Below are 26,882 nucleotides of genomic sequence, written 5' to 3'. Positions count from 1 at the left end.
CCTAGACGAGCAGCAGCGCGTCCAGATCCAGAATGGCGATCTTGCGGGGCCCCATCTGCCGGATGATGCCAGCCTGCTCAAAGTCGCCGAACTTGCGGCTGATGGTTTCTGGCGTCGTTCCTAGAAACGACGCCAGGTCCTTGCGTGCCATGGGCAGGCTGAACGTACAGGTATCCCCTTGGTCTGCGAGGTCTGCCAGGTACAGGGCGATACGGGTCGTGACAGGCTCGGTAGCGATGACCGCTGTTTGCTTCTCGCTGACGCCCAGGCGCCTGGATAACTCTGCCAGCACATGCAGACTGATGTCGGGGTAGCTAAGCAAGAGATCACGGATATCGGCCCGCTGTATGGTGCAGATCATTGAAGGCTGCATGGTTTCGGCATAGGAGTCGTGATCGGTGGCCGAGAACAGCGCCAGTTCGCCAATGAAATTGCCGGGTAGCAAGATGCGGACAAGCTGTTCTTTCCCGCCTTCCGACAGCCGATACACCTTCACCTTTCCTTGATGGACGATGAACAGCTGCTCGGAAGGATCCCCGCTGCGATGAATGACTTCACCACTGCCGTAGCTGCGCATGGTTGCTTTGCCGGCTATGACAGCAAGCGCTTCGTGAGGCAGATGGTTGAAGATAGGTACGCGCGATACACATAGCGCATGTGTGCGCTCGTCGTGCGTCGCGGCGTTGTTGGGGCCTGGAGTGCAGATCATGCGGCTTGCTCCTTAAGAACTGGCAAGGGCTTCCTTGACCGGGCGCGATAGCGTATCAGTCTAACCGCATTCAGCGTCACGATCAGCACGCTCAGCTCGTGGACTAGCATGCCTGAAGCCAGGAACACCTTGCCCAGCAGCACCCCCGCCAACAGCACGACCACGGTTCCAACGGCCAAAGTGGTGTTCTGCTTCATGTTGCGAACGGTGGCCTTGGCAAGGTCGTAGGCATGCGCAAATTGGTCCAGCCTGTCCGACATCAGCACGATATCGGCGGCCTCCATCGAGATGTCCGCCCCGCCCACGCCCATGGCCAGACCCACGTCGGCCGAGGCCAGCGCCGGCGCGTCGTTGATGCCATCGCCCACCATGGCCACACGATAGCCTTGCTGCTTCAATTCATTTACCCAGCGCACCTTGTCTTCAGGCAGAAGCTCGGCATGGACAGCATCCAGGCCTAACTCGTCGCCCACCAACTGAGCGGTATGGCGGTTATCCCCAGTTAGCATCAACATCCTTTCGATTCCATGATCGCGAAGCTGTCTGATTGCGTCCTTGGCTTCCGGCTTGATTTGGTCAGCTACGGAGATCACGCCAGCCAGGCGCATGTCGACAGCGACCAGGATGGCGGTGTTGCCGGCCTTCTCTCGCCCAGTTGCATACGACTCGGATGCCTCGTCGATTGCCACCCCATGGTCGGCCATCAGTTTGCGAGTGCCAATAAGCAGCTTGTGGCCTTCCACGGTGGCCACCATGCCACCCCCCTTGACGATACGGGCATCTTGCGGCTGATGACTCAAGGGAAGCGCGCGCTTCTTTGCCGCTGCAACAATGGTTTGCCCCAGGTGGTGTTCCGACACCGTTTCGGCCTCAGCCACTAAACGCAAGAGTTCGTTCTCGGCAAGCCCCCAGGCCTTCACTTCGGTGACCTCGGGTTTGCCCTTGGTTAAGGTGCCGGTCTTGTCGAAGATCACCAAGTTGATCTTGGATAACTTCTCCATGATCTCGCCTCCCTTGACCAGGACGCCGTTACGCGCGCCGTTACCAATACCGGCCACCATGGATACCGGCGCCGAAATAACCAGCGCACCGGGGCAAGCAATGACAAGAAAAGTCAAAGCCAGTTCGACATTGCTGGAGAAGACGTAGACCAGGATCGCAAGAATCACGATGGTGGGCGTGTAGATGTTGGCGAACCGATCCAGAAATTTCTGTGTCGTGGTTTTTGATTCCTGCGCTTCTTCCACCATTTCGATAATTTGCGAGAAGGTCGTGTCGTCGCCCACCCTTTCGGCCAGGATCTCGATGTGGCCGTTATCCAGTATGGTGCCGCTGAACACGCGGTCGCCGACCGACTTGCTTGCCGGCACTGATTCTCCGGTAATCGCAGCCTCTACGATAAGCGCCTGGCCTGAAACGATAGGGCCGTCCACGGCAATCTTCTCTCCGGCACGAACAAGAATCCGATCATTTTTCTGCAGATCATCAACCGGAACTTTGATATGGCCTTCCGGCCGAATAACGGTGGCTTCGGTGGGCGTCATGTCGATCAGTTCGCGCAAAGACGATCGTGTCTTCTCCAGCGTCCGTGTCTCAAGATAGGCGCCGAATATGAAGAGAAAGGTGACGACCGCCGATTCAACATACTCGCCGATGATCAGGGCGCCTATGACGGCTATCGTTACGAGCAGCTCGATACTGAAGGCTTTCATGCGCAGGGCCTTGAAGGCCTTGATGGCAATGAAGTAGCCGGCCACGACCGTGGACGCGATCAATACGTAGTCCTTAGCTGTGCTCAGGTCAACCGCATGCAGTATCAGTGCGGTGAGCAACATCAGCCCTGTCACGCCGGCGATGTAAGCATTTTTGATTTGATTCATGTCCGACTCCTAAGTGCGCTTAGAGCTTAAGAAACTTTCTTTGAAAGTACCGGATAGCCCAAGCGGGCAATGGTGTCTTCGAGAGCGTCGGCGCTGGTTTTGCTCCCATCAAAGTCCACCCGAACCCGTCCGGAGTTGAACAATACTTTGGCGTCGTTCACACCATCCATTTTTTCCAAGGTGCTCTCGATTTTCTTGATGCAAGATGGACAGGTGAAGGGCTCCATGTTGAAAACGGCCTTGTTCATTTCTGTACTCCTGTAAAGGTTAGATGACGATTTCATGGTAGGAGATACAGCTGGTACAGGCCTTGACCGCCAACAAGTTTGGGCGGGACTTTGTAGAACCATCAAGTAAGCCGAATACCTATGATTCCTATCAGCACAAGCGCAAGAAATACCAAGCGCGCGATGCTCAAATGCTCGTGGAACAACACGACACCGACCAGAACCGAGCCGATAATCCCGATAGCGGTCCAGACGGCATAGGCCGCGCTTAGGGGCAGCAGGGTCAGTGCCTTGCTCAGCAAGTAGACAAAGGCAGCCAGCAAAAGAAGTGAAATCAAATTCCAACCCAAATGCTGAAAGCCAATCGTTTTCTTGATGGAGTACGCCCAGGCCACGTCCAGGAGCCCGGACACAATCAAGTAAAGCCAAGCCAACGATACTGTGGACATGACTTCTTCCTAGAATGTGCCAGCGGCGGCACGTAGCTTTGCATGCGCGCGCTGCTCAGCTGCCTCAATTAGCGCAGGCTCCCCGGCCGTCGGCCCAACAGCGACGCATTGACTGCTGGCAAGGCCTATAAACCGCAACGCCTGTTTTAAGTAGGTGCTCGCCAGGTCTGGGCGCCCCCAATCTGTGCCCAATGAAAAGTCACCTGCGCTTGCCACAATTACCATCACGGGCCGATCCCGAAGCAAGGGCGTATAGCCTAGACCCGGCTCAAATCGGAAACTCAAGCCCGGCTGTGTGATTAGGTCAATGTAGTGCTTCAGCGGATACGGCACGGAAAGATTCCACATCGGTGTAGAGAGCACGATTTTCGCGCTGTCATCCAGGCGCATTATTAGCCGTCGGATGCAGTTCCACGCCCGTGCCTCATTGGATCGATGCTCGCGCTTGCCAAGTACGGCGTACTTGGCAGCCAAGGCGTCTGCAGAAAAGTCGGGCAAAGTTTCATTCCACAGCGACAGCCTATCGACCACCAAGTCGGGTTGGCGGTGTTGAAGATCTCGTAAGAACACGTCGGCTGCCCGGCGTGAAAAGGACTCCCCGCCACGAGGGGACGCATCAATATGTAGAACCACGGATTTGTCTTTCAAAGAGGCACTCATCAACATCTCCCATTTAATTGCAATTGCAATGATTGCGTTTGCAATTATATTAATCCGCGGTTAAATTGCAAGCGCGAACAATCACTAGGGAGCTATCGCAAATGTCAAAAAACGCGCCGGACGTTTGGTTCAAATTTATCCAGTCGCATCGATGGATGATTAGGGAGATCGACCGGCGACTACATGCCGAGAATCTTCCGAACTATGCGTGGTACGACGTGCTATGGGGTCTGGAAAGCGGCACGGACCATAGACGCCGCATGCACGAGCTGGCAGACACCCTGGCGATCGAGCGCTATAACCTGACGCGGGTAGTGGCGCGCCTGGAAGCGGAGGGCCTGGTCAGCCGCTCACGATCGGAGGAGGATGGCAGGGCGACCTATGTGTCCATTACCCGGGAGGGCCAATCCTTGCGTAGAAAAATGTGGAAGGTATACCAGGGCGCTGTCGCTGATCTCTTCCTGTCTCAGTTTGAGCAGGACCAGCGGTCTACCGTCGCTGACTCGTTGGACAAAGTAATCCAGGCCGCCCGAGACTCCTATATGGACGGCGGTCATTGAGGAACAAACGTAAATTGGATGCTCCCACAGTGAGAGTCTTGCATAAGCTACCATCTCCAATTTCCGATCTTGAGCACACAGCATGACCACTAAGCCGCGCGTCTATGTCGCCTGCAATTTTCCGCAAGAGGTCCTGGACTTATTCATCAACCGCTTCAATGCGAGCTACAACGACACCGGTCGGGTGCTAACCACCGACGAGCTGATAGCGCATGCACTAGGCATGGACGCCATCGTGCTGACGGCACCAGACCGCCTGGACGCAGCTGCTGTCCAGCGTCTACCTGCGTCGGTGAAAGTGGTGTGCACGTATTCCGTCGGCACCGACCATATCGATCTGGATGCGCTGCAAGCACGCGGCATTACGGTGTTCAGCACGCCTGACGTCCTGGACGAGTCTTGCGCCGATGCTGCCTGGCTGCTTATGCTGGGCGCAGCCAGACGAGTTATCGAAGGCATCGATCTTGTACGCAATGGCACATGGCAGGGCTGGAGCCCCCGCCAATTGATCGGGCGCGAAGTATGGGGCAGCCGGCTGGGCATCCTGGGAATGGGCCGCATAGGACGCGCCATCGCGAAACGGGCGCGCGGCTTCGACATGGCGGTTCATTACCATAATCGCAACCGCCTGGGCCCCGAGCTAGAGGCCGGTGCGCAATATCATTCCAGCTTGAAAAGCCTGGCAGAACACAGCGACTTCCTGTGCATAGCCTGCCCTGCCAGCCCCTCTACGCGCGGCCTGGTCAACAAGGAGATTCTGGAATGCCTGCCTGCTGACGCCGTGGTGTGTAATATTTCGCGTGGCGACATCGTTCGTGATGAAGATCTGATACTGGCGCTGAAGACGGGCACCGTCGCAGCAGCGGGATTGGACGTGTTTGCAGGCGAGCCCGACATCCACCCGGAGTACCGCCAGTTGCCCAACGTGTTCGGCTTACCGCATATTGGCAGCAGCACCATGCGGACACGCCTGGCGATGGGCGAACTGCTGTGCTCGGGCCTGGACTCGTATTTCTCGGGTAGCTAGCCTCATTCGGCGACTTACCGTCAATCCAGCTGCACCTTCTCCACAAGAAAGTCCAGTAGCGCGCGAACGCGCAGCGGCAGGTAGCCGCCCTGTCCCAAAAATACTGCATGGACTTCTTCTGTATCGCCGGGGTTGCGATCCTCCAGAACCGGCAATAGACGCCCGGCGTCGATATCCTCCTTGACCTGGAATGCAGCAAGCCGGGCCAGCCCCAACCCGGCCACGGCCAGCCGTCGCAAGGCCTCGCCGTTGCTGACCTGCGCGTTGCCCGCTATGGCAACGTTGACTACTTTGCCTCCATCCAATAACGGCCACCCCTCCAGCGCTCTTGCGTAATTGAAACCCAAGCGGTTGTGCTCCTCCAGGTCGGCCGGCTTGGTTGGGATGCCGTGGCGTTCCAGGTACCTTGGCGCAGCGACGATAAGTTTGCGAGTTTGGCCGAGCTTCCTTGCAAGCAAATTGGAGCTTTTCAGCGGGCCGGCTCGCACTGCGACGTCGGCGCGTTGTTCCAGGATGTCGATGACTTCATCCGTCAGAACAATGTCCAGAGTGATGTCCGGATATCGCGCCAAAAACTCGGGCACCAGTGGCAGCAGCAAATGTTCGCCGAACGGAACGTTGGCATTGATGCATAGCCGGCCGCGTGGCACCTGACTGGTGGACACCCCGCGCTCGGCCTGGTCCATGTCGGCCAACACCCGCATGCTGCGCTCGTAGAACACACAGCCTTCTGGAGTGAGCTGAACCTGCCGTGTGGAGCGATTGAGCAAGCGCGCGCCCAGCCGGCTTTCCAGCCTGGTGACCAGCTTGCTGACGGCCGATGGCGTCATGCGGAACGACCGCGCAGCAGCAGAGAATCCGCCCAATTCCACCACCCGCACAAACACCTCCATCTCTGCCGCTCTATTGACGTCCAGACGAGTCATTTGAATCCAGTTCACAAGTGTTTTGCCGGTACACAGTCTATCGCACACTGAGCTTTGAATTCACAATTGCTCCTCCAATCATCAAGATATTCACAGGTTCTCCATGCCTATTGCCTTATATGCCCTGACTGCTGGTGCCTTCGGTATCGGCGTCACCGAATTTGTCATCATGGGCCTGCTGCTGGAAGTAGGCGCAGAGTTCGGTGTTTCCATTCCGACGGCAGGCTGGCTGATTTCCGGTTATGCCTTGGGTGTCGTTATCGGTGCCCCATTGCTGACGGCCATCACCGCCCCATGGCCACGGAAGAAAGTGCTGCTCGGCCTGATGATCATTTTCACGGTTGGCAACCTTGCCTGTGCATTTGCACCCACTTACGGACTCTTGATGGCAGCAAGAGTGCTTACTGCCTTCGCCCACGGCAGCTTCTTCGGCGTGGGCGCCGTGGTCGCCACCGGTCTGGTGGCGCCAGACAAGCGCGCTTCAGCGATCGCTTTCATGTTTACCGGCTTGACGGTGGCCAACATCCTCGGTGTGCCATTTGGTACCTGGCTGGGTATGGCTTTCGGCTGGCGCGCCACATTCTGGGCGGTTACCGGCGTCGGTCTGCTTGCCTTGGTGGTGATTGCGCGCTTCGTGCCGCAGGACAAGGGGCGCCCGGACGCTGGCGACTGGCGTGCCGACATGCGTGCGATGGCGCGCCGGCCAGTTCTGCTAGGCTTGCTGACGACCGTGCTGGGCTATGCCGGCGTGTTCATGGTCTTTACCTACATCGCCCCGCTGTTGACGCAAGTCGTGGGCTTTAAAGACACCGCGGTGTCACCGATATTGCTGATCTTCGGCCTGGGGCTGGTCGCCGGCAACTTGCTGGGCGGCCGTTTGGCAGACCGCTATCTGGTGGCCACCGTGCTGGGTAGCCTGACGATGCTGGCCGTCGTTCTAGGGTTGATGACGTTTGCGCTGCATAGCCGGGTGTGGGCCGTGGTCTTTGTCGGCCTGCTGGGCGCGTCGGCGTTCGCCACGGTGTCGCCGTTGCAGATGTGGGTGCTGAACAAGGCGCAGGGCGCGGGGCAAAGCCTGGCGTCGAGCTTCAATATCGCAGCCTTCAACCTGGGCAATGCGCTCGGTGCATGGTTGGGCGGCGTCGCTATTGCGCAAGGGCCCGGCTTGGCTGCCATTACATGGGTGGCGGCGTTGATGCCTCTCGTGGCGGTGTGCGTCGCCATGGCGGCCATCCGGCTGGAACGAAGCAATGGCATGCCATCCATCAGTCTTTCCGCCACTCAATAAGACGGCCCAGGAGCGATCATGATCTTGCATCACGTAACCCGCCACCATGCGCGACCTTGCCGCGCATGGGCTCGCAGACTCACATTGGCCCTGCTCATGACACTGACAGCGGCTGTAAGCGCGGCCCCGTCTTCCGTCTGGATAAGCAGTTGGATGGCGAGCCCACAGCCCGTCTGGCAGGAAGATTTCGCGTTTCCCACCAAGATTCCGGCCGTGCTGCATGAGCAAACCATTCGACAGGTGGTCCAACTGAGCCTGGGCGGCGCACGCATCCGCATCGTGCTTTCGAACGAGTACGGCAACAAGCCTGTGCGTATTGGTGGCGCACATATCGCGCTATCTGCCGGCCAATCCGCCATTGTGGGGGGCACGGGCCGCACGGTGACCTTCAACGGCAAAGACTCTGCCCTTATCCCGCCCGGTGCGCCATTGATCAGCGACCCCATCGATCTACCGGTCGATTCGCTGTCCAGCGTGGCGGTCAGCGTGTTTCTGCCGGACGAAACGCCAGCCAACACGTTTCATTGGGATGGTCGGCAAACGGCCTATCTGGTTCCGGGCGACCAGATTGCGGCCCCGCGCCTCCAGGGCGGCACTACCACGGACGCCCGCATTTTCCTTAGCAGTATTCAAGTGCAAGCCCACAGCGGGGCGAAAGCTATCGTCGTAATCGGCGATTCGATCACTGACGGCAACGGAGCCACCGTCGACGCCAATACGCGCTGGCCGGACTTTCTGGCCAAGCGCCTGGCGCCAAGAAACGTGGCCGTACTTAATGCCGGGATTTCTGGCGCACGGCTGCTGGGCGATCGCATGGGTGTCAACGCTCTGGCACGCCTTGACCGCGATGTATTGAGTCAACCGCAGGCAGAAACGATGATCGTGCTGCTGGGCATCAACGACATCAGTTGGCCTGGAACCGCATTTGATCCTCAAGGCGTCATACCTTCCGCTGATGCGCTGATTGCTGCCTATGGCCAGTTGATTATGCGGGCTCATGCCAAGGGCATCCGCGTGGTCGGCGCAACCCTTACGCCATTCGAAGGAGCGCTATCGGGGACGCCGCTGAGCAATTATTATCAGCCTGAGAAGGAAGCCTTGCGTCAACACATCAATGCATGGATACGCAGCAGCGGTGCATTCGACGCCGTGCTGGACTTCGATAGCTTGCTTGCTGATCCCTTGCATCCAAAACGCCTGAAGCAGGAGTTCGATTCGGGCGATCATCTGCATCCGGGAGATCGCGGCAACCAGGCCATGGCCGAAGCCATAGACCTGGACCTGCTCTTGTAAAACCTTAAGCGGCGGGCTTGGTTGCCTTCACCATGGTCATGGCGGCGGCAATCATGCTGCCCATGTCGCCCATGTTGGCAGGCAGTATCAAGGTGTTGTTCTTCTGGGCGACCTCCTTGAAGGCGTCCACATAGCGCTCTGCCACGCTAAGGTTGACGGCGTCCATGCCGCCCGGTGCCTGAGTGGCTTGGGCGACGCGCTCCAGCGACTCGGCTGTCGCTTGAGCAATCGTCAACAGCGCCTGGGCTTCGCCCTGCGCGTAGTTGATCATGGATTGCTGCTCGCCTTCGGACTTGAGGATGGCAGCTTGCCGGTTGCCCTGGGCAATATTGATGTCTTCCTGCTTCTTGCCTTCGGACTCGGTTACCAGCGCCCGCTTGGTGCGTTCGGCAGTGATCTGCAACTGCATGGCACGCAGGATCTCGTCGGGTGGCGTCAAGTCACTGATTTCGTAACGCAGCACTTTGACGCCCCAGTTGGTGGCGGCTTCGTCCAGCGCCTGCACGACGGCCATATTGATCAGGTCGCGCTTTTCGAAGGTTTCGTCCATTTCAAGCTTGCCGATTACCGAGCGCAGTGATGTCTGGGCCAGATTGCTGATCGCCAGCACAAAGTTGGTCGAACCATAGGAAGCCTGGCGTGGGTCAGTGACCTGGTAGTAAAGCACCCCGTCTACCCGCAATTGGGTATTGTCTTTGGTGATGCACACCTGGCTGGCTACATCCAGTACCATTTCTTTCAGCGAATGTCGGTAAGCCACTTTTTCGAGGAAAGGAACGGTAAAGCCCAGCCCAGGCGACAACGTGCGATCGAACTTGCCCAGGCGTTCTACCACGGCGGCATGCTGCTGCGGCACGATCTGGATGGTGGATTTGATAACGACAAGCACGACGATCGCCGCAATTATCCAAAAAGACAGCGTCATGACATAAGCATCCATAGGGGATCCAATAAGAAAAAGGTGAAGACCGTTGGGGATCCAAGAGCCTAATGTTGAGCATCCGTTCCGGGATACCGGCCTGGCCGCAAAACCAGCGTCAGACCTTGAACTGAGTGTATGTAGTGCTCACCGGGCTGCGCAGCTTGGCCTGCGTCCAGGCGTGCAGTCCAGTTGGCGCCGCGATAAAAAACGTTGATCTGGCGGGACTCGTCCCATGCATCCACCATGACGTGCTGACCAACATCTTGCACGACATTGGCGTTGGACTGCGTGGGCACATAGCCTTTAGAGCGGCGGAAGCCATGCAGCACCACCAGCCCCACCAGCGACACGAACAAGCCACTGGCAATTTGCCAGATCAGAGAAAGACCGGCATACGCCGCTGTGCCGGAAGCCACCATACCCAGAGACACGAGCAGCAGATAAAAAGTGCCTGTGCCCAATTCCAGCAACAAAAAGAGCGCCGCGGCGCCAAACCAAAACCACATATCAGTTCCTTATAAGCGTTCCATTTTGGCACGTTAAGGAGTTTGTAAGGGAATTGTTATCGATTAAGCGTTTGCGCCGTCGTCTATTCGCCAACACGGCGCCCGTAACATACCTGGCTTCCCGGCTAAGAATGGTATAAATCGAAGCACCTTCTACATGCCTGGATCAACACATGACAGAAATCGCTCACCGCGTACAAACCGCCCAAGATCAAGCAAGCACTATCGAGCCCATCACGCAGTCCAACCCAGGCTTCAGCTTGACAGACGGCTACCGTGTGGCAGCCAGTATCCAGACCGCCCGTATCCAGGCCGGCGCGCAGTTCGTAGGCCGCAAGATCGGGTTCACCAACAAGGAACTATGGAAGCAATTTGGTGTGGACGCCCCGATCTGGGGCGCCATGTACGACCATAGTGTGGTCGCAGCAACGAATGGCAAGACTACGTTCAGCCTGGCAGCTTTCAGTGAGCCACGCATCGAACCGGAAATCGCGCTTCACTTTCATAAAGCGCCGCCCGCGAACGCTACGGCGGCAGAACTGGTCGAATGCATAGATTGGGTGGCTCACGGCTTCGAGATAGTGCAATCCCATTTCCCGGGGTGGCGCTTCACCGCAGCGGACGCCGTCGCTGACGGATCGCTGCATGGCGCACTGCTGCTGGGCACGCCGTGTCCCATCCAGGCATTCGGAAACGACGTCGCAGCACAATTGGAACAAGCGACGGTCACTTTGTCATGCGATGGAGGAATACGGCAGGTCGGCACCGGCGCCAATGTCATGGGAAACCCCTTGAACGCAGTGGCATACCTCAGTGCTGAACTGGCTCGTGCAGGCATGGCTCCGATCGCCGCAGGGGAATTGATTACGACCGGCTCCATGACGGCCGCCTATGCCGTCAGTCCCGGAGAACAATGGAGCAGCACGTTTGAACATGGGCCCTTAAGCGGGCTGGCTGTCGTGTTCCAGTAGCAGAACGCGATTAAAACGGCATGCGACGCATGATGACGTTGCCGCCTGGATAATGGCTTCCAGGAGTTAAGCATGACGAGTAACTATAGGTTCATCAAGGCAGCACAACTAATCAGCCATGCCGACGGCTTGATCATTGCCGCCGGGGCAGGAATGGGCGTGGACTCAGGCTTGCCAGACTTCCGCGGCAATGCGGGGTTCTGGCGTCACTATCCCGCCCTGAAAAAAACCGGCATCGGCTTTCAGGACATCGCCTCTCCCGAGCATTTCTGGGACGCGCCACACCTGGCATGGGGCTTCTATGGCCATAGGCTGAATCTGTATCGCCAAACGCCGCCGCACAGGGGCTTTCAGCTCCTACACGAAATCGCGGCCAAGCTGCCACACAACGCCTTCGTCTATACCAGCAATGTGGACGGCCACTTCCAGCGAGCCGGGTTCGACGAGAATCAAGTCCACGAGTGCCATGGTTCCATCAATCACCTGCAGTGTATCGACGCCTGCGAGCAGCAGATCTGGTCGGCGCAGCTGTTTACGCCCATCGTCGACGAAGAAAGTTGCCTGTTGACCAACCGCCCTCCGGCTTGCCCCGTTTGCGGGCGGGTGGCGCGGCCAAATGTGCTGATGTTCAACGACGTAGGCTGGGTCTCGGGCCGTTCGGATCGACAACGCGAACAACTTGATGCATGGCTGCAGAAGGTATCCAGGCCCGTTGTTATCGAACTGGGCGCGGGCACAGCCATCCCGACAGTTCGTATTTTTGCCGAGCGGCAACACCGTCCGCTAATTCGCATCAATACTCGCGACGCCCATCTAACACCCTCCACCCACCATGTCTCACTGCAAATGAGCGCCCGGGAAGCCCTAAACGCGATTCATCTTGCCTTGGTCGAACAGGATTTTTTTTAACGGCTACCATGTAACCTAAATTGACCCAAGAAACAAGAAACAACAAAAACCTATGGCATCGCGCCCCTCCAACCTTGAAACGGTGAAGCTGACGCTGGAGATCCTGAAGCGGATTCCACGGAACAGGTCCATTTCCGCACCCGAACTGCACACACAGCTGCTTGCCGCCGGCATGGACCGCAGCCGGCGGACCATCGAGCGGCAACTGGAGTCTTTGCTCACTCAGTTTGATATCGATTGCGACATCAGCAGCAAGCCTTATGGCTATCGGTGGAAAACCCAGTCAAAAGGGCTGTCGCTACCCGCGCTGACGGCGCAAGAGTCCCTGTTGCTGACCTTGGCCCACCACTATCTGCGAAATCTACTGCCTGCAACGTTAATGACGTCCCTGGACGGGTTCTTCCAGCAGGCACGCTGCAATCTGGCCCCCTATCCGGACAGCAAGCCAGAAACGGAATGGCCGTCCAAGGTGCGTGTGGTCGGAGAAAGCCAGCCGCTGTTGCCGCCCGTGATCGCGCCTGAGGTCTTCGAGGCGGTCAGCACGGCCCTGTATCTGAACCGTTGGCTCACGCTCGACTATAAAAACGCAGCCGGCAAGCAGGCAGAGCGCCACGTCATGCCGCTGGGCTTGGCCCAGCAAGGTTCACGACTGTATTTGGTTTGCCGCTACGACGGATACGATAACGAGCGCAGCCTGGCCATCCACCGCATCTTGCGAGCCGAAGTCTCGGGTCTTGGCTTTACGCGCCCACCGGAATTCAGCCTGCAAAAATATGACGACGATGGACGCTTCAGGTTCGGAGAAGGACAGCACATCAGCTTGTCCTTCTCGATTACCCGGTCTGTTGGCCAGCACCTATTGGAAAGCCTGTTGGCGAAAGACCAGGAAGTCGAAGATCACGGCAACTATTACGCCATCCGGGCAACGGTCATAGACTGCGCCCGACTGGACTGGTGGCTGAATGGTTTCGGTGAACACGTGTGGGACATCAAGAAGGAAGCCCGACGTCATGCCCCCCAAGACCCTTCGCCAGCGTAGCTCGGATGCCGTGCAAGGCCTTGGGTAATTTGCCTTCCATCCGCGCAAACAATTCGTCGTGCAAGTCCAGCTCTTTGCGCCAGGTTTCGGCGTCGCAGCTCATGAGCTGCTGGAACTGCTGGCTGTTCAACTGCGTTCCGGCCAGGTCCAGGTCCTCGAACTGAGGCGAAATGCCGAAGAAACCGTCCTGGCCGTTGGCGTTGCCTTCCAGTCGCCCGATAATCCACTTCAAGATCCGCACGTTATCGGCAAACCCCGGCCAGATGAATTTCCCGTCCGCGTCTTTACGGAACCAGTTCACGCAATAAATGCGCGGCAGCGTGGCGCCGGAACGCTCGAGCCTGGCACCCATACTGAGCCAATGCTGGAAGTAATCGCCCATGTTGTAGCCGCAGAAAGGCAGCATGGCAAAGGGGTCGCGCCGCACTATGCCTTGCTTTCCGGCAGCGGCGGCGGTGGTCTCCGAGCCCATGGTGGCGGCCATGTAGACCCCTTCTGCCCAGCTACGGGCTTCGGTGATCAGCGGCACGGTGTCGGAACGACGCCCCCCGAACAGGAAGGCGTCCATCACGACCCCTTCGGGGTTCTCCCATTCGGGGTCTACGGAGGGGCATTGCGACGCAGGGGCTGTAAAGCGTGCATTGGGATGCGCCGCCTTGCGGCCGGTTTCTCTTGCGATATCGGGAGTCCAGTCCTGGCCCTGCCAATCCGTAAGGTGTGCGGGTGGCGTGGACGTCATGCCTTCCCACCATACGTCGCCATCGTCAGTCAGGGCGACGTTGGTGAAGATGACGTTGGCCCTTAAGGTTGCCATGGCGTTGTAGTTGGTCTTTTCGCTGGTGCCGGGCGCCACGCCGAAATAGCCGGCCTCGGGGTTGATGGCGCGCAGGCGTCCGTCGGCGTCGGGTTTGATCCAGGCAATGTCATCGCCCACGGTTGTAACCTTCCAGCCTTTCAGGCCGGCAGGCGGAATCACCATGGCGAAGTTGGTCTTGCCGCAGGCCGAAGGGAAAGCGGCACCTATATGGTATTTGCGTCCTTCGGGCGACTGCACGCCCAAGATCAGCATGTGTTCGGCCAGCCAGCCTTCGTCGCGCCCCATGGTGGAAGCGATACGCAAGGCAAAGCATTTCTTGCCCAGCAGCGCATTGCCCCCGTAACCCGAACCAAAGCTCCAGATTTCGCGGCTTTCAGGGAAATGCACGATGTACTTGGTGTCGTTGCAAGGCCAGGGCACGTCGGCTTCGCCCGCCTCAAGGGGCTTGCCGACCGAATGCACACAGGGTACGAAGCTGCCGTTTTCGCCCAGTACGTCGTAAACCTTGCTGCCCATGCGTGTCATGATGCGCATGTTGGCGACCACATAGGGGCTGTCAGTGAGCTCGATCCCGATATGCGAAATGGGTGAGCCCAACGGCCCCATGGAAAACGGCACAACATAAAGCGTGCGTCCCCGCATGGCGCCGGCGAACAAGCCTTCCAGGGTCTGGCGCATTTTTTCTGGCGCCATCCAGTTATTGGTGGGCCCGGCGTCATGCTCGAATTCGGAGCAAATAAAGGTGCGATCCTCGACACGCGCCACATCCGACGGGTCGGACCAGGCCAGGTAGGAATTGGGCCGCTTCTGCGGATTCAGCGGGCGCATCGTGCCATTGGTGACCAATTGCGCGCACATGTCGTCATATTCTTGTTGCGAGCCATCGCACCAGACGACGCGATCAGGCTGGACCAGGCTGGCTATCTGGTTTACCCATTTGATCAGCCCTTTATGCTTGACATAGGCAGGCGGACCGTCCACTTGCGAGGCGGAAGCCACACGGCCGGTGGTCGGTTCAGCGTCGTCACTATATCTTTTATCCATCTTTGTCTCCGGTGAGCTTTGAATTCTTGGCGTGCAGGCGGCGTGCCCGGCGGATGGCCCGTAGGCTCTATTTTGGCCACATCATACCTTGCAGCGACTCGAAGATTGCACCACGAAGCTTCAAGACGTATCTATCCCCCGGGCGGCTTAACCTGCCTTCCAGGACTGGTGACTACAAGGTGATCACCGCGCTATGACGCAGTCCATCCAGCGGCAGAACGACCTTTCCGTCTGCACACGTAACTGCGGCGCCATCCAGGGTGGCGCTCGTCACGCCTGTACCGCGCCCACTGGTGTTCTCTACACGAATATCGTAATGGCCGCCGTCTATGGCCAGCGCCGCTTCAAAACCCGGCCAGGCCGTCGGAATGCAGGGGTTGACGTTAATAAAGGCGCCGGCCCGCCGTATGCCCAGGATGCCTTCGATACCGGCCTGGTACATCCACCCGGCCGAGCCGGTGTACCAGGTCCACCCACCACGCCCCACATGCGGCGCCATCGAATAGACATCAGCGGCCACCACGTAGGGCTCCACTTTGTAGCGTTGTACGGCCTCTGGGCTGTCCGCGTGATGCACCGGGTTAAGCAAGGAAAACAGCGCTGCGGCCTTGTTGCCGTCACCCAGCTTCGCGTAGGCCAGGACGGCCCACAGAGCGGCGTGTGTGTATTGACCGCCGTTCTCACGCAGACCGGGCGGATACCCCTTGATGTAGCCGGGATCGCGATCGATACGATTGAAGGGCGGGGTGAACAAGCGGGCGACGCCATCTTCTTCAGAGACCAACAGTTTGTTCAGGCTGAGCATGGCGGTGGCTGCGCGTTCCGGCCGCGCGGCGCCGGACAGCACCGCCCACGATTGGGCGATGGAATCGATCTTGCACTCTTCGCTGGAAAACGAACCCAGCCAAGAGCCGTCATCGAAAGTCGCGCGCCGGTACCAATCGCCGTCCCAGGCATGGGTCTCGATCGCTGCACACAAACTGTCGGCATGCAGGCGCCACCGCGCGGCGCGTCCCGGGTCGCGTAAGCGGGCCAGCGGCTCAAACATCTCAATAGTCCGCCAGAGCAACCAACCGAGCCAGACGCTTTCACCCCGACCAGCCTCGCCCACACGGCTCATGCCATCGTTCCAGTCGCCCGTACCGATTAGCGGCAAGCCGTGCTCGCCGGTTAATGCCATGCAGTGATCCAGACCGCGCGCGCAGTGCTCAAACAAGGTGGCGGTCTCGTCCGCTTGCGTCGGCTGGAAGAAGGCGTCGTGCTCCACCTCGTTTAACGCCGGACCTTCCAGGAAGCTGACGGGTTCATCAAGCACTGCCTCGTCGCCACAGCGCTCAACATAGTGCGCCGCGGCATAAGCCAGCCACACCTTGTCATCCGAAATGCGTGTCCGCACGCCTCGCCCTGACGGCGGCAGCCACCAGTGCTGCACGTCGCCTTCGACAAATTGACGGGACGCGGCGCGCAGCAATTGCTCGCGCGCGACGCCCGGCATGACGAAAGTCAAGGCCATGCTGTCCTGCAATTGGTCCCGGAAGCCATACGCGCCGCTGGCCTGGTAAAACGCCGAGCGAGCCCATAGCCGGCAGGCAATGGTCTGGTACAGCAGCCAGCCGTTCAACATGAGGTCCATGGCTCGGTCCGGCGTCTTGACCTGTATGGTGCCCAACAGGGTGTGCCAATGGGCCTTGACTTGTTCCAGCACTTGGTCCAGATCCATCTGCCGATAACGCTGCAGCAAAGCGCTGGCGTCTGCGGCAGAGATGCATTGGCCCAGAAAGGTAACGATTTCCACGGACTCGCCCGGTGCGAGCTCGACCACGCCGCGCAAGGCCGCACAGGGGTCCAGTGCTGCGCCGCAGCGCCCGGACAGCGCCTCGGTCGAAACCAGAGCAGCCGGCATTGCCAATTGTCCGTTATCACCCAGAAATTCCCGACGATCCGCAGTCCAGGATGTCTGGCAGCCCGCCAGATCCATGAAGGCCATCCGTTGGCCGAACTCCAGGCTCCAGGGGTTGCTGGCAAGCATCGCCCCCGTTGCTTCGTCCATGCGTGTCAACAGATAAGGGGCCGACGTGCTACGGGATGATCCCAACACCCACTCTGCATAGGCAGTCACCGAGAGCTTGCGTCGGCGTCCAGAATTGTTGGTAAGCTTCAGCCGCGATATTTTGATGGGATCGTCCAGCGGCACATACTGCAACAGCTCGCTGGCAACGTCGCCATGCAGGTGTTCAAACCGGCTGTAGCCGAATCCGTGGCGGGCAAGGTAGGGCGCGTTACCGCGAATAGGCAGTGGCGTAGGACTCCAGAAATCGCCACTGGATTCATCGCGAATATAAAACGCCTCGCCGGGCGTATCCAGGACAGGATCATTGGACCACGGCGTCAGTTGGTTTTCCTTGCTGTTCCCCGCCCAGGTGTAGGCGCCACCCTCCGCTGAAACCTGAAAGCCGAAGTGCGGATTGGCAATTACGTTGATCCAGGGTGCCGGAGTGTTCATACTTCCTTGCAGCTTGATGACGTACTCCTTGCCTTCCAGGTCGAAACCGCCCAGTCCATTGAAGAACTCGAGCTCCGGCTGGGCCATCGCCTGAGGCAAGGTCGCCTTCGGCAGCGCCGGCCCGGCCGGCAGGGGCACATTGATTCGCGGCGACGCTTCTGCAATCCGGGCAAGCTGGTCGGGAACCGGCCCATGGCGTGCAAGCAAGACAATATGAGCTACATACTGGATCAACTCCCTGTCCCGCACGGTCATGAGGTCCGCGCGCAAGGTGTACACCGCGCCTTTGGCCAACGCTTTGCCCGAACTGGAACGTGCCTGGCTGCTGCGTACGGCGGTGTCGATGGCGTTCTGCAAGCTCTGGATATAGGAGGAGGCACGTTCGTTGATGATCACCAGGTCGACCCCCAACTGCTTCATGCGCCAATACTCGTGGGCGCGCAGCAATTGCCTGACCAAAGGCATATCTGCCTCATCGTCGATGCGTAGTAGTGCAATGGGCAGGTCGCCCGATATGCCATGAGACCACAGGCCCGCCTGGCTGCCGGCACCCCGAAGGATCGCCGCCGACGGTGCCCTGAAGCGTGAATCCGGGTACAGCAAGGGGGCGGCCAGCTTCTGGAAGGCTGCTGCCTCTTCAGCCCGCATCCCAAGGTGCAGCAACTGAACCTGCGCCTGTGTCCAGGCCAAGGTCTTGGCCCGCTCGAACGCACTGGGATCATGATGCGTGTCCACAAGGCCAAGCAGAGCTTCGCGAGTATTCGCTACCAATGTCCAGAACGAAATCCGCGCCGACTTGCCTGGTGCAATCCGCAGCGTATGCCTAAGTGAAAATACCGGGTCCAGCACCGTTCCGACGGTATTGGTCAGCAGCCGCCCTTCTGTCACGACGGGGGGCATCCTGCCTACAGCGCCGCGATCCAGGAACCGCGCCCGATCCGTCTCGTACTGCAGCGGCGCAGTCTCATCGCCCTCGATCACGGCGAAGTGGGCAGCCCACACGCGGGTCTCTTCCGGTGACCGGGGACGGCGGGTGGCAATCAAGGCCCCGAACTCCGGCAAAAACTCAGTGACCACGAACATCTTGGAAAATGCCGGGTGGGCCCGGTCTGCCGCAGCCGGCGCCAGGACAAGTTCAGCGTAGCTGGTCACTTCGATCTCGCGCGCCTTCCGGCCACTGTTCACCAACGACACGCGTCGCACCTCGCCATCGTCCTCGCCGGACACAAGCACCTGTGTTGTCGTGATCAGCCCGGCATCGCGACGGACGTAATCGACCCTGTCTTCCGAGAAATCAACCTGGACAGGCAGTCGTTCACTGCGGGCCGGCTGCGGGGTGGCGCACCAGGCGTCGCCGCGCTGCAGGTCACGCAGAAACAAATACGAGCCACTATCGTCCCGCGTAGCGTCTCCCAGCCAGCGCGTAACGGCAATGTCACGCCACCGGCTGTAGCCCCCGCCCGCGACCGTCAACATGACCGCATAGCGCCCGTTGGACAGCAAATGCGTGTGGGGAGGGCCAGCGGGCACGGCCTCGAAGCGACGGGTTGTGACGGCGGTAACGTGGGCGGGTATGGCGGAGGCGTTGACCTCTTCGGCACGGGGATGGGCCACCGCCACATCGCGGGGCACACGCTCCTGGAGCAGCAAATCGCAGGCGCGTATCATTGGTTCGCGATGAAAGCGCGCACGTACCTGCCCGTCGAACAGCGCATTGGCAATGGCCACGATAGTCATGCCTTGGTGATGCGCCATGTAGCTGCGCACGATAGCTACCGGCCTGTCCTCGCGCAGCCTTGAAGGGGTGAAATCCAGGGCCTCATGATAGCCATAGCGCCCGGAGGCTCCCAGCTGCGCCAGGCGTCGGAAGTTATCCCGCGCGGCCGCCGGATCCACCATCGCCGCCAGACCTGTTGCGTAGGGCGCCACGACACGATCTTCCGACAAGCCCCGCTTGAGGCCCAACCCCGGAACCCCGAAGTTGTAGTACTGGTAGGTAAACGCAATGTCGCGGGCGTTGTAGGAAGACTCGGAGAATCCCCAAGGAATGCCCAGTCCGGCCGCGTACTGGCGCTGGCGCTGCACGACGAGACGATTGGTCTGCTCCAGCAAGCTGCCTACCGGCGCCCGCATGATCAGGGACGGCATCAAGTACTCGAACATCGAGCCCGACCACGAGATCAATGCAGAGCCCCGGCCCACCGGCGTCGATGTGCGCCCCAGGCGCATCCAGTGCAGCGTGGGCACGTCGCCTTTGGCAATCGCAAAAAGACTGGCCAGACGCGATTCCGAAGCAAGCAGGTCATAGCAACTGGCATCCAGGCGGTTGTCAGTCAGCGAATAGCCTATGGAAAGCAACTTGCGCTCAGGATCGAGCAAGAAGGCAAAGTCCATGGCCATGGCCATCCTGCGCGCCGTGTCTGCCACCGCTTGCAGGCGGTTATTGAGTGCTTGTGCATCCTGCGCCGCAGCGGTGACATCGTCGCAATGCGATTGCGCCGCAACAGCCAGGGCACGCGTCCAGAACGCCAGATCGTAACGGTAGCTGTCGCCCTCGGCAGGCACCAAGGCTTGCGCCGCATTGGCTGTCTTTTCCGCAAGCCGTATAAGCGTCGGAAGCACCAGGGTCAGATCCTGTGGGCCGTTCAGCAATGCGTCCAGCTCGGTCAATTTGGCAGCCAGTTGCTGCAGCCGCTCGTCGCCCGGCACCGCCATGGCGATCAGATCATCACGCGCCAAGGCAAGGTTGTCCAGTAGGCCCGAGCGCACAGTGGGACTGGAGAAATCGTTGATCCATTCCTCGCAAGCATTGGCCACGGTAATCAAGTGCCCTGCCAAATTGCCACTGTCGACCGACGAGACATAAGCGGGCTCAAGCACACGCAAGTCGTCCGTGGCATACCAGTTGAAGAAATGTCCGTTGTACTTGTCCAGCGACTGCATCGTGGCCAGTGTTTCCTCCAACCGCTTGATGCAGTGTTCAGTACCCAGCCAGCCGAAGTCGCGTGCCGAGACAGTCGAAAGCAAATAGAGGCCCATGTTGGTGGGAGAGGTCCGCCGCGCCACGACAGGCTGTGGCGTTTCCTGGAAGTTGTCCGGCGGCAGCATGTGATCGTGGTCAGTGACGAAGGTTTCGAAGTAGCGCCACGTTCGCCGGGCGGTGAGCCTTAAAGAGACGTCTGTCTCGGCAGACACCTGCAGGGCCGGAGCCAACGCCCGCGGGCGGCTGACCCACCACGCGCCGGCCGGCGCGGCCAACCAGAGCAATGCAAACGGCAGCACCAAGGGCCAAGTGGCGGGTTGGACCAGCAACACACTGGCCGCCATGATCAGCACCAGGCAGACGCTTTGCCACATCATGCGATAAAAGCCTGCGATATCCAGGCGCGCGCCACCTGCTGACTGCGCGGCCGTCGTCCACTCCAAAAGATGGCGACGGGAGACAACAAGCCGAAACAACGTTCGCGCGATGGCGTCGGTCATCTTCCATGCGCTATCGGCCAGGAAGATCAAGGAAGCCAATACCTGGCCGCCCGCCAGTTGAAGATCCTGGCCGAAAAGCCGCAGGCGGTTGCGCAGCGAAACCGCCCCGCGCCGCGCCATGACAAAACTGATAGGAGACAGTGAAGCGGGAATGACGACGCATGCCAGGACGAACAGCGTTGCCAGCAGCGCTGCGGGCATGGGCAGCATCCAGCCGGCGCACAGCGCCAGGAAAGTCGTAGGCCCCAGCAGCGATCGCCGCAGGTTATCCAGCATCTTGCTGCGCCCGATCGGTGGGACGGCACGGTTGCCTGCGGGGCGCCCAAACAGCCAGGGCAGCAGTTGCCAGTCGCCCCGCGTCCAGCGATGCATGCGCTTGGCCGCTACGTCATAGCGAGCAGGAAATTCTTCGATGACTTCGATGTCCGAAGCCAGCCCGGCCCGCGCAAAGACGCCTTCGAACAGGTCGTGACTTAGCATGGCATTGTCCGGAACGCGGCCGGCCAAGGCTGCTTCAAAGGCGTCGATGTCGTATATGCCCTTGCCCGTATACGAGCCCTCGCCGAACAAGTCCTGATAAATGTCGGAAGCGGCCGAAGCATACGGATCCAGGCCTCCCGGACTGGAAAACAAGCGCTGGTACACAGAGCCTTCGCGATGCAAGGGAAGCGAAGGCGTGACCCTGGGCTGCAGAATGGCATGCCCTGCAACTATCCGTTGCCGCGCCTCATCGAACTGAGGCCGATTAAGCGGATGTGCCATCTTTCCTATGAGTCTTTGAGCCGCATTCCTGGGCAGGCGGGTATCGGCATCCAAGGTAAGCACATAACGCGTCCCGTCCGGCAGTTGCTGGACCAACCCCGGGATCGGCACATAGCTGGTGTCTCTTGCACCGCGCAGCAGTCGGTTCAACTCATGCAGCTTGCCGCGCTTGCGCTCCCAGCCCATCCACTTGCCTTCCGTCTCGTTAAAGAGCCGGCGGCGATTCAGCAACAAGAAACGGCTGCCACCTGGCGCAGGACCATACTTCTGATTGAGCCTTGCGATGGCTGCGGCTCCTGCCGCGAGCAAGGCGGCATCAGCGGGAGTGGTTTCCGTGTCGGCATCCAGGCCGTCGGTCAGCAGCGCGTAGACCAGGTCGCCGCCCGATCCGGATAAGAAATGCACGTCGAGTTGCTCGACATGGCCCAGCAGCTCTTCTTCGCTGGTCAGCAAGGTCGGCACGGCAACCACGGTCCTGTGTTTTTCCGTGACCTTGCGCGTCAAGTCCAGGCCTGGCAGTATGGACGCCCCAAAATTCCATGTGACGACACGGTTGAGTAGTGCGGTGACCAAGTCAGTTAGTGGAAACAGGATCAAAAACAGGAACAACCCCAGCCAGCCTGCGGCGATGCCCGGGCTCCACAGCGCCCACCATGCCAGCCAAGTCAGTGCAGCAGTTACGACCAGGATGGCGCCGACGTAGCCCGAAATGCCGCTGTTTACAACGGCCCTGTTAAGGCGCAGTCTCCATGGCTGCCTATAGCCCAGTGCGGCCTCGAGTGCGGGCCGACCCTGTGCAACAAGATGGTAGCCAGGATCGCTGACGCGCTCCCTCGCTTCTTCCGGCGCATCACTGGCCGCGGCGCGGGCAGCGTCCAGGGCTGCCTGCGCCACCAGCACTTCGGTTAAGCGCGTACCGCGCGCCAGATGCTCCACTTCCTTGCGATACAGGTCTCGCGTTGCGAAATCCATGTCGCCAAAGGCGCTGTGCGCCCGCAAGCGCTCGTCGACCAGGCTGACGCTTTCGAACCAATCCGCCCAATCCATATCGGAGATCAGGCGCATGCTGGTGACGACATTGCGTACTGTGACATTGGATGCCCCTTGCCGCTGTTGCGCCTGATGCACCACGTCGTCCAAAGCCCCGCCCTGCTGTCCAAGCCGTTCCCGCAGCCAAGCCAGGCCAGGCGTCTCAAGTGGATCCTGGTCTCGCAGTCGTTTGCTCAACTGCGCGGTAAACATCTCCGACAACGGACCGTGGGGCCGGGTCCTGGCGTCCAGATCCAGCGCGGTGCGCGTCGCGCCCGACTGCAGCAAGCTGTCGGCCAGATTGTCGGCATCGCTGCGCGCCTTGCGACCAACACTGATCTCGTCAGCCAGGCGTCGCAAATTTTCGACGAGCACAATTCGTAGAGTAATGGCGACGGCCCACAATTCGCCGATGGTAAGTACCTGCACCGACTGGTAGGCAGCAATAAACCGGCGCAATGCCTCTGGCTCAAAATTGCTGTCGGTATGGGCAACAAATGCCCATGCCACGCCGAGAACCCGGGGATACCCGGCAAGCGGGCCGGCGGCAAGCTTGGGCAACTGCCGATAAAAGCCAGGAGGCAGGTCGTCGCGAATCTGCCGCACCTGTTCTTCGACGACATGATAGTTATCCAGCAACCACTCTGCAGCGGGCTCCACGCCCCGACCGGCTTCGAGCTCCGCCGCATTTGCACGGTAAGCGTCCAGCAGGATGGCAGCGTTGCGGTCCAGGCGTTTACGCAAGACCTCAACGCGTTGAGGACGGGAGGTGATCCCTTGCGCGGCGGCCAGGCTTCGGGCGTGTTGCCCCAGGCGCTCTACACCGAAAAGCTCTTCTCTGATGGGAGCCTTGTCGTTCCAGGGGAGGACCGCCTGCGGCTGGCTTTATGTGCGAATAATTGGCTCATTGCACAGCATACAGCGTTGCTGGCCGTACGTTTCCTTACATCGCCTGAAGCAGTAACCATCGAGGCAATGCTATGATTATTAAAGAAAATAGCGGCGCCCCATGCGCCAGGACCAATGACCATCCCCGCAAACGCCAACACCAACCCCGAAAAACCCACCCCCCACCTGCTGTGCCATCACCTATACAGGACCGCCGTCCCGCTATTGTTGATGTGCTGCATGGTAGCCCCGGCCGGCGCATCGGCCCTTGGCCTGAGCGCCCCCCAAGAGGTCGCGATTTCCACCGAACTGGTATTTCGCGAGTGGACGGGTGACACGACCGCGCCAGAACCCCGGGTGGAGCGACTGGGCGAGCATCATATGCAGGCGGTGGCAGAGGAAGCTGGCAAACAAGCGCAGACCCGCTACCTGGCAAAGAAGTTCAAGCAAGCCCCAACCGCCATACGCAAATATGTGGACCTGGCCTGGGCCGAGGCGGAAAAGCGCGATGGCATCGAACCGGAGCTGCTGATTGCCATCATGCAGAAAGAAAGCTCGCTACGCCCCAAAGTGCAAAGCCGCTATGGTGCCCAAGGCTTGATGCAAGTGGTTCGCCGTTGGCATCGTGAAAAGCTGGATCGCTCTGAGTCGCTGTTTGATCCGGAAGTGAACATCCGGGTAGGCGCGGACATTCTGGAAGAGTATCTGGAACTGGCGGGCGGCAGCCTGACCAAGGCACTGCACAAATACTCCGGCAACGCGCGCGGCTACCCCAATAAGATTCTTAACGAGTCTCGCAAGCTTGCTCAGGTGGCCGACCAAGCGGCGGTGAACGGCTAAACGTTCACGTAGCGGTGCCGTCTGCAGCTGATCTGCGCAGCGACTTATCCAGCCAACGCAGCATGCCCACCATACCGGCCATCAGCCAACCCAGCGGCGCAAGCATCAGCCGCAACAGCAACATGATGGGCAGCAACACCAGCGTCCATCCCACAAACTGAACCAGGGGTACCGGCAGGCCGAGGTTTTCCGCTGCCTGCCCCAGCAGGGAGTTAATGACGCTGGGATGCCTGATGGCTATATAGATCAGCACCACGGGCGCGCCGTACTTCACCAAGCGCGAGCCGATCACGCTGCCGCGCCACAATCCGGCGCCCAGCACCGCCGTACGCTGCGGAAAGCTTAACGCGCGGCTGCCTGCAGCGCCCGCCCGGCCCATGCGCAACACCTTGAGCGCTCCGACGCCCACGGCGACATCGACCGCCGCCCATCCGACGTCACCAGCTGCCAGGGTCTCATCCTGTCTAAGCTTGATCTCCAGACCTTTTATCCCGCTGGCAAAAAAGCCGGCGATGCCCTCCAGTACCCGCTCTGTCTGGATCCAGCTGACTTCGCCCTTCGGCGTCAAGATGAACTGGCCGAGGAAGTCGTAGCCTTCGGCCTTGAGGAACTGAACAGCATAGGCAGCTCGTTCGTCGGCCGACAGCGCCACATTGCCCGCAGCTTCGCCGGCCTGGTCGCCCTCTTGCTGCCACAGTCGACCCATGGCGTTGAGCGCTGACTGTGATGCATCCCTGATGCGGCGCAGCCACTCGATGGTGGCGACTTCATTGGTCAGGAAGTAGTGTATGGGCAAGGTGACGTCTTCGCCGTAGGCACGAAGCACCTGTTGGAAGTCCTTGCTTGCGCCGAAGTTCAACAAGATAGGCCTGGCCATATCGGGGTAACGCAGCAGCGCTAGTCTGGCCTTTGCCAGCAACACCGGGTCGTCCGAATAAACAAGAAAAAGCGCTTGGAGCTCGGCCGGCTCGCCGCGCAGTTCCGTCGCCATCTGCGGCATGGACTGCTCTACCTGCAAGTTCAGCAACTTCGCTTCCAGAGCTTGCGGCTTGGACAGACTGGTAATAAGCAGCGCGGCCAAGATGGCAAAGACCAGGGCCAACAGAAAGGATCTCATGCGGCAAGCTCGGTAAGTTTGGCCAGTTGCTCGCTGGCTATTGCGACACCCTGCGCCATCGACTGCGCGCGCTGCAGATGGCGCCTGTCTCCGGGCAAGCGTTGTTGGCCGGCGCCGTGCAGGGCGGCGACCAACTGCTCTGCGCGTTCGGCGAAATTGCGTCCCGCCCCCTTGGCCGGATCAATCGCAATCAATAACTGCCCGGTCCAGGGCGTTTGGGCACCGGGATGTCTGGACCAATCGAAATCGAAAGAAAAATTCCCACCCGTCAGGGCACCGGCCAGTAGCTCCACCATCATCGACAGAGCCGAACCCTTGTGGCCACCAAACGGCAGCAAGGCGCCACCGTCCAAAATCGCCTGCGGATCGCAGGTGGCCTGTCCCGCGCTGTCCAGGCCGTAGCCGGGTGGCAGCTCGCGGCCTTCACGGGCAGCGAGCTGCACGTCGCCATGGGCGATGGCGCTGGTAGCCAGGTCGAACACCAGCGGCTGGCCCTCGGCCCGTGGCGCCGCAAAGGCAATGGGGTTGGTGCCGAACACTGGCCGCTGGCCGCCATGCGGCACCACGCAGGTCATGCTGTTGACGAAGCTCAAGGCCACCAGGCCTTCTTCGGCTAACGGTTCCACGTCGGGCCACAAGGCGGCAAAGTGATGAGAATTATGGATGGCCAGCAAGGCGATGCCGTTGCGGCGCGCCTTGTCGACCAGTTGCCCACGCGCTGCCGCTAAAGCCGGTTGTGCAAAGCCGTTACGGGCATCCACGCTGATGAAACCGGGCGCGGCGTCGGTCACTTCAGGCACCGCCGTGCCGTCCACCCAGCCGCTGGCCAGCGTCGACAAATAGCCGGGTATGCGGAAGATGCCGTGACTGTCGGCGCCGTCGCGCTGGGCGCTGGCGCAGTTTTCGGCCAGAATGATGGCGACGGCGGGCGACACGCCATGGCGCTCGAAGATACGGATCAACAGCAAGACAAGCTCGCTGTATGGCACCCGGGTCTGGCCCGGGTTCGTTTGAGCAGCGTTCATGGCTGCAC

The 26,882-nt window shown here is 59.9% G+C and carries 20 protein-coding genes; 8 read left to right on the top strand and 12 right to left on the bottom strand.

The genetic code is table 11. The features are described from left to right. Position 1 precedes the first annotated feature (1 nt). The 5 genes from CKA81_RS16850 to CKA81_RS16830 all read right to left on the bottom strand — a co-directional run bounded on the left by CKA81_RS16850 (position 2) and on the right by CKA81_RS16830 (position 3,925). Positions 2–709 carry a Crp/Fnr family transcriptional regulator gene (locus CKA81_RS16850; protein ID WP_128356342.1) on the bottom strand — a complete coding sequence of 236 codons (708 nt, stop codon included), beginning with the start codon at positions 707–709 and terminating at the stop codon, positions 2–4. Further along, complete coding sequence (locus CKA81_RS16845) at positions 706–2,589, bottom strand: heavy metal translocating P-type ATPase (RefSeq protein ID WP_128356341.1); 1,884 nt, start codon at positions 2,587–2,589, stop codon at positions 706–708. Before CKA81_RS16845 ends, CKA81_RS16850 begins: the two co-directional genes overlap by 4 nt. Positions 2,590–2,615: 26 nt before the next feature. After that, entirely contained in the window at positions 2,616–2,837 is a 222-nt protein-coding gene (locus tag CKA81_RS16840) for a heavy-metal-associated domain-containing protein (RefSeq protein ID WP_128356340.1), read from the bottom strand. 101 nt (positions 2,838–2,938) lie between these two features. After that, positions 2,939–3,265: a DMT family transporter gene (locus CKA81_RS16835; RefSeq protein ID WP_128356339.1), complete on the bottom strand. Its 327-nt coding sequence runs from the start codon at positions 3,263–3,265 to the stop codon at positions 2,939–2,941. A gap of 9 nt (positions 3,266–3,274) precedes the next feature. Continuing rightward, positions 3,275–3,925 (bottom strand): FMN-dependent NADH-azoreductase, encoded by a 651-nt coding sequence (locus tag CKA81_RS16830; protein WP_164878436.1) that lies wholly within the window; start codon positions 3,923–3,925, stop codon positions 3,275–3,277. Positions 3,926–4,026: 101 nt separating this feature from the next. Between CKA81_RS16830 and CKA81_RS16825 the strand changes: the two genes are divergently transcribed. Together CKA81_RS16825 and CKA81_RS16820 are read left to right on the top strand one after the other, a co-directional pair. Next, positions 4,027–4,485 (top strand): MarR family winged helix-turn-helix transcriptional regulator, encoded by a 459-nt coding sequence (locus CKA81_RS16825; RefSeq protein ID WP_128356337.1) that lies wholly within the window; start codon positions 4,027–4,029, stop codon positions 4,483–4,485. A gap of 82 nt (positions 4,486–4,567) precedes the next feature. Further along, positions 4,568–5,512, top strand: a complete 945-nt coding sequence (locus CKA81_RS16820) for a 2-hydroxyacid dehydrogenase (protein WP_128356336.1) — start codon at positions 4,568–4,570, stop codon at positions 5,510–5,512. 20 nt (positions 5,513–5,532) lie between these two features. Here the strand turns inward: CKA81_RS16820 and CKA81_RS16815 are convergent, their stop codons facing one another. Further along, complete coding sequence (locus tag CKA81_RS16815; RefSeq protein WP_128356335.1) at positions 5,533–6,438, bottom strand: LysR family transcriptional regulator; 906 nt, start codon at positions 6,436–6,438, stop codon at positions 5,533–5,535. A 103-nt stretch (positions 6,439–6,541) separates the two neighbouring features. Here CKA81_RS16815 and CKA81_RS16810 point away from each other — a divergent pair, with 103 nt between their 5' ends. Then, a complete protein-coding gene (locus CKA81_RS16810; RefSeq protein ID WP_128356334.1) occupies positions 6,542–7,726 on the top strand; it encodes an MFS transporter in 1,185 nt (394 codons plus the stop codon). A gap of 18 nt (positions 7,727–7,744) precedes the next feature. Further along, positions 7,745–9,019 carry an SGNH/GDSL hydrolase family protein gene (locus CKA81_RS16805; RefSeq protein ID WP_128356333.1) on the top strand — a complete coding sequence of 425 codons (1,275 nt, stop codon included), beginning with the start codon at positions 7,745–7,747 and terminating at the stop codon, positions 9,017–9,019. 4 nt (positions 9,020–9,023) lie between these two features. On the opposite strand, the gene CKA81_RS16800 is transcribed toward CKA81_RS16805, so the two are convergent. Then, positions 9,024–9,944, bottom strand: coding sequence for an SPFH domain-containing protein (locus CKA81_RS16800; protein ID WP_228255753.1), 921 nt, complete (start codon positions 9,942–9,944; stop codon positions 9,024–9,026). A 62-nt stretch (positions 9,945–10,006) separates the two neighbouring features. After that, entirely contained in the window at positions 10,007–10,447 is a 441-nt protein-coding gene (locus CKA81_RS16795) for an NfeD family protein (RefSeq protein ID WP_128356331.1), read from the bottom strand. A 173-nt stretch (positions 10,448–10,620) separates the two neighbouring features. Between CKA81_RS16795 and CKA81_RS16790 the strand changes: the two genes are divergently transcribed. The 3 genes from CKA81_RS16790 (at position 10,621) to CKA81_RS16780 (ending at position 13,366) form a co-directional block, all read left to right on the top strand. Then, positions 10,621–11,418 (top strand): 2-keto-4-pentenoate hydratase, encoded by a 798-nt coding sequence (locus tag CKA81_RS16790; RefSeq protein WP_128356330.1) that lies wholly within the window; start codon positions 10,621–10,623, stop codon positions 11,416–11,418. 72 nt (positions 11,419–11,490) lie between these two features. Further along, positions 11,491–12,327 carry an SIR2 family NAD-dependent protein deacylase gene (locus CKA81_RS16785; RefSeq protein WP_128356329.1) on the top strand — a complete coding sequence of 279 codons (837 nt, stop codon included), beginning with the start codon at positions 11,491–11,493 and terminating at the stop codon, positions 12,325–12,327. A 52-nt stretch (positions 12,328–12,379) separates the two neighbouring features. Next, positions 12,380–13,366: a helix-turn-helix transcriptional regulator gene (locus CKA81_RS16780; RefSeq protein WP_128356328.1), complete on the top strand. Its 987-nt coding sequence runs from the start codon at positions 12,380–12,382 to the stop codon at positions 13,364–13,366. Here the strand turns inward: CKA81_RS16780 and CKA81_RS16775 are convergent. Beyond that, the gene (locus tag CKA81_RS16775; protein WP_128356327.1) at positions 13,317–15,227 is read right to left on the bottom strand and encodes a phosphoenolpyruvate carboxykinase (GTP); all 1,911 of its coding nucleotides are present in this window, start codon (positions 15,225–15,227) and stop codon (positions 13,317–13,319) included. The two genes, CKA81_RS16780 and CKA81_RS16775, sit on opposite strands and share 50 nt — an antisense overlap. 172 nt (positions 15,228–15,399) lie before the next feature. Beyond that, the gene (locus CKA81_RS16770; RefSeq protein ID WP_128356326.1) at positions 15,400–23,847 is read right to left on the bottom strand and encodes a GH36-type glycosyl hydrolase domain-containing protein; all 8,448 of its coding nucleotides are present in this window, start codon (positions 23,845–23,847) and stop codon (positions 15,400–15,402) included. Positions 23,848–24,027: 180 nt separating this feature from the next. On the opposite strand from CKA81_RS16770, the gene CKA81_RS16765 reads away from it, so the two are divergent. Continuing rightward, positions 24,028–24,732, top strand: a complete 705-nt coding sequence (locus CKA81_RS16765) for a transglycosylase SLT domain-containing protein (protein ID WP_228255752.1) — start codon at positions 24,028–24,030, stop codon at positions 24,730–24,732. 4 nt (positions 24,733–24,736) lie between these two features. On the opposite strand, the gene CKA81_RS16760 is transcribed toward CKA81_RS16765, so the two are convergent. Further along, positions 24,737–25,849 (bottom strand): hypothetical protein, encoded by a 1,113-nt coding sequence (locus CKA81_RS16760; protein WP_128356325.1) that lies wholly within the window; start codon positions 25,847–25,849, stop codon positions 24,737–24,739. Beyond that, positions 25,846–26,874 carry an Ldh family oxidoreductase gene (locus tag CKA81_RS16755; RefSeq protein WP_128356324.1) on the bottom strand — a complete coding sequence of 343 codons (1,029 nt, stop codon included), beginning with the start codon at positions 26,872–26,874 and terminating at the stop codon, positions 25,846–25,848. The genes CKA81_RS16760 and CKA81_RS16755 overlap by 4 nt, the downstream gene beginning before the upstream one ends. Positions 26,875–26,882 lie beyond the last annotated feature (8 nt).

Origin of the sequence: Pollutimonas thiosulfatoxidans (assembly GCF_004022565.1) — a bacterium.
In the GTDB taxonomy this organism is placed as follows: domain Bacteria; phylum Pseudomonadota; class Gammaproteobacteria; order Burkholderiales; family Burkholderiaceae_B; genus Pusillimonas_D; species Pusillimonas_D thiosulfatoxidans.
Note: the sequence above shows the minus strand (reverse complement) of the source record. Positions and strands in the feature narration are given on the sequence as shown.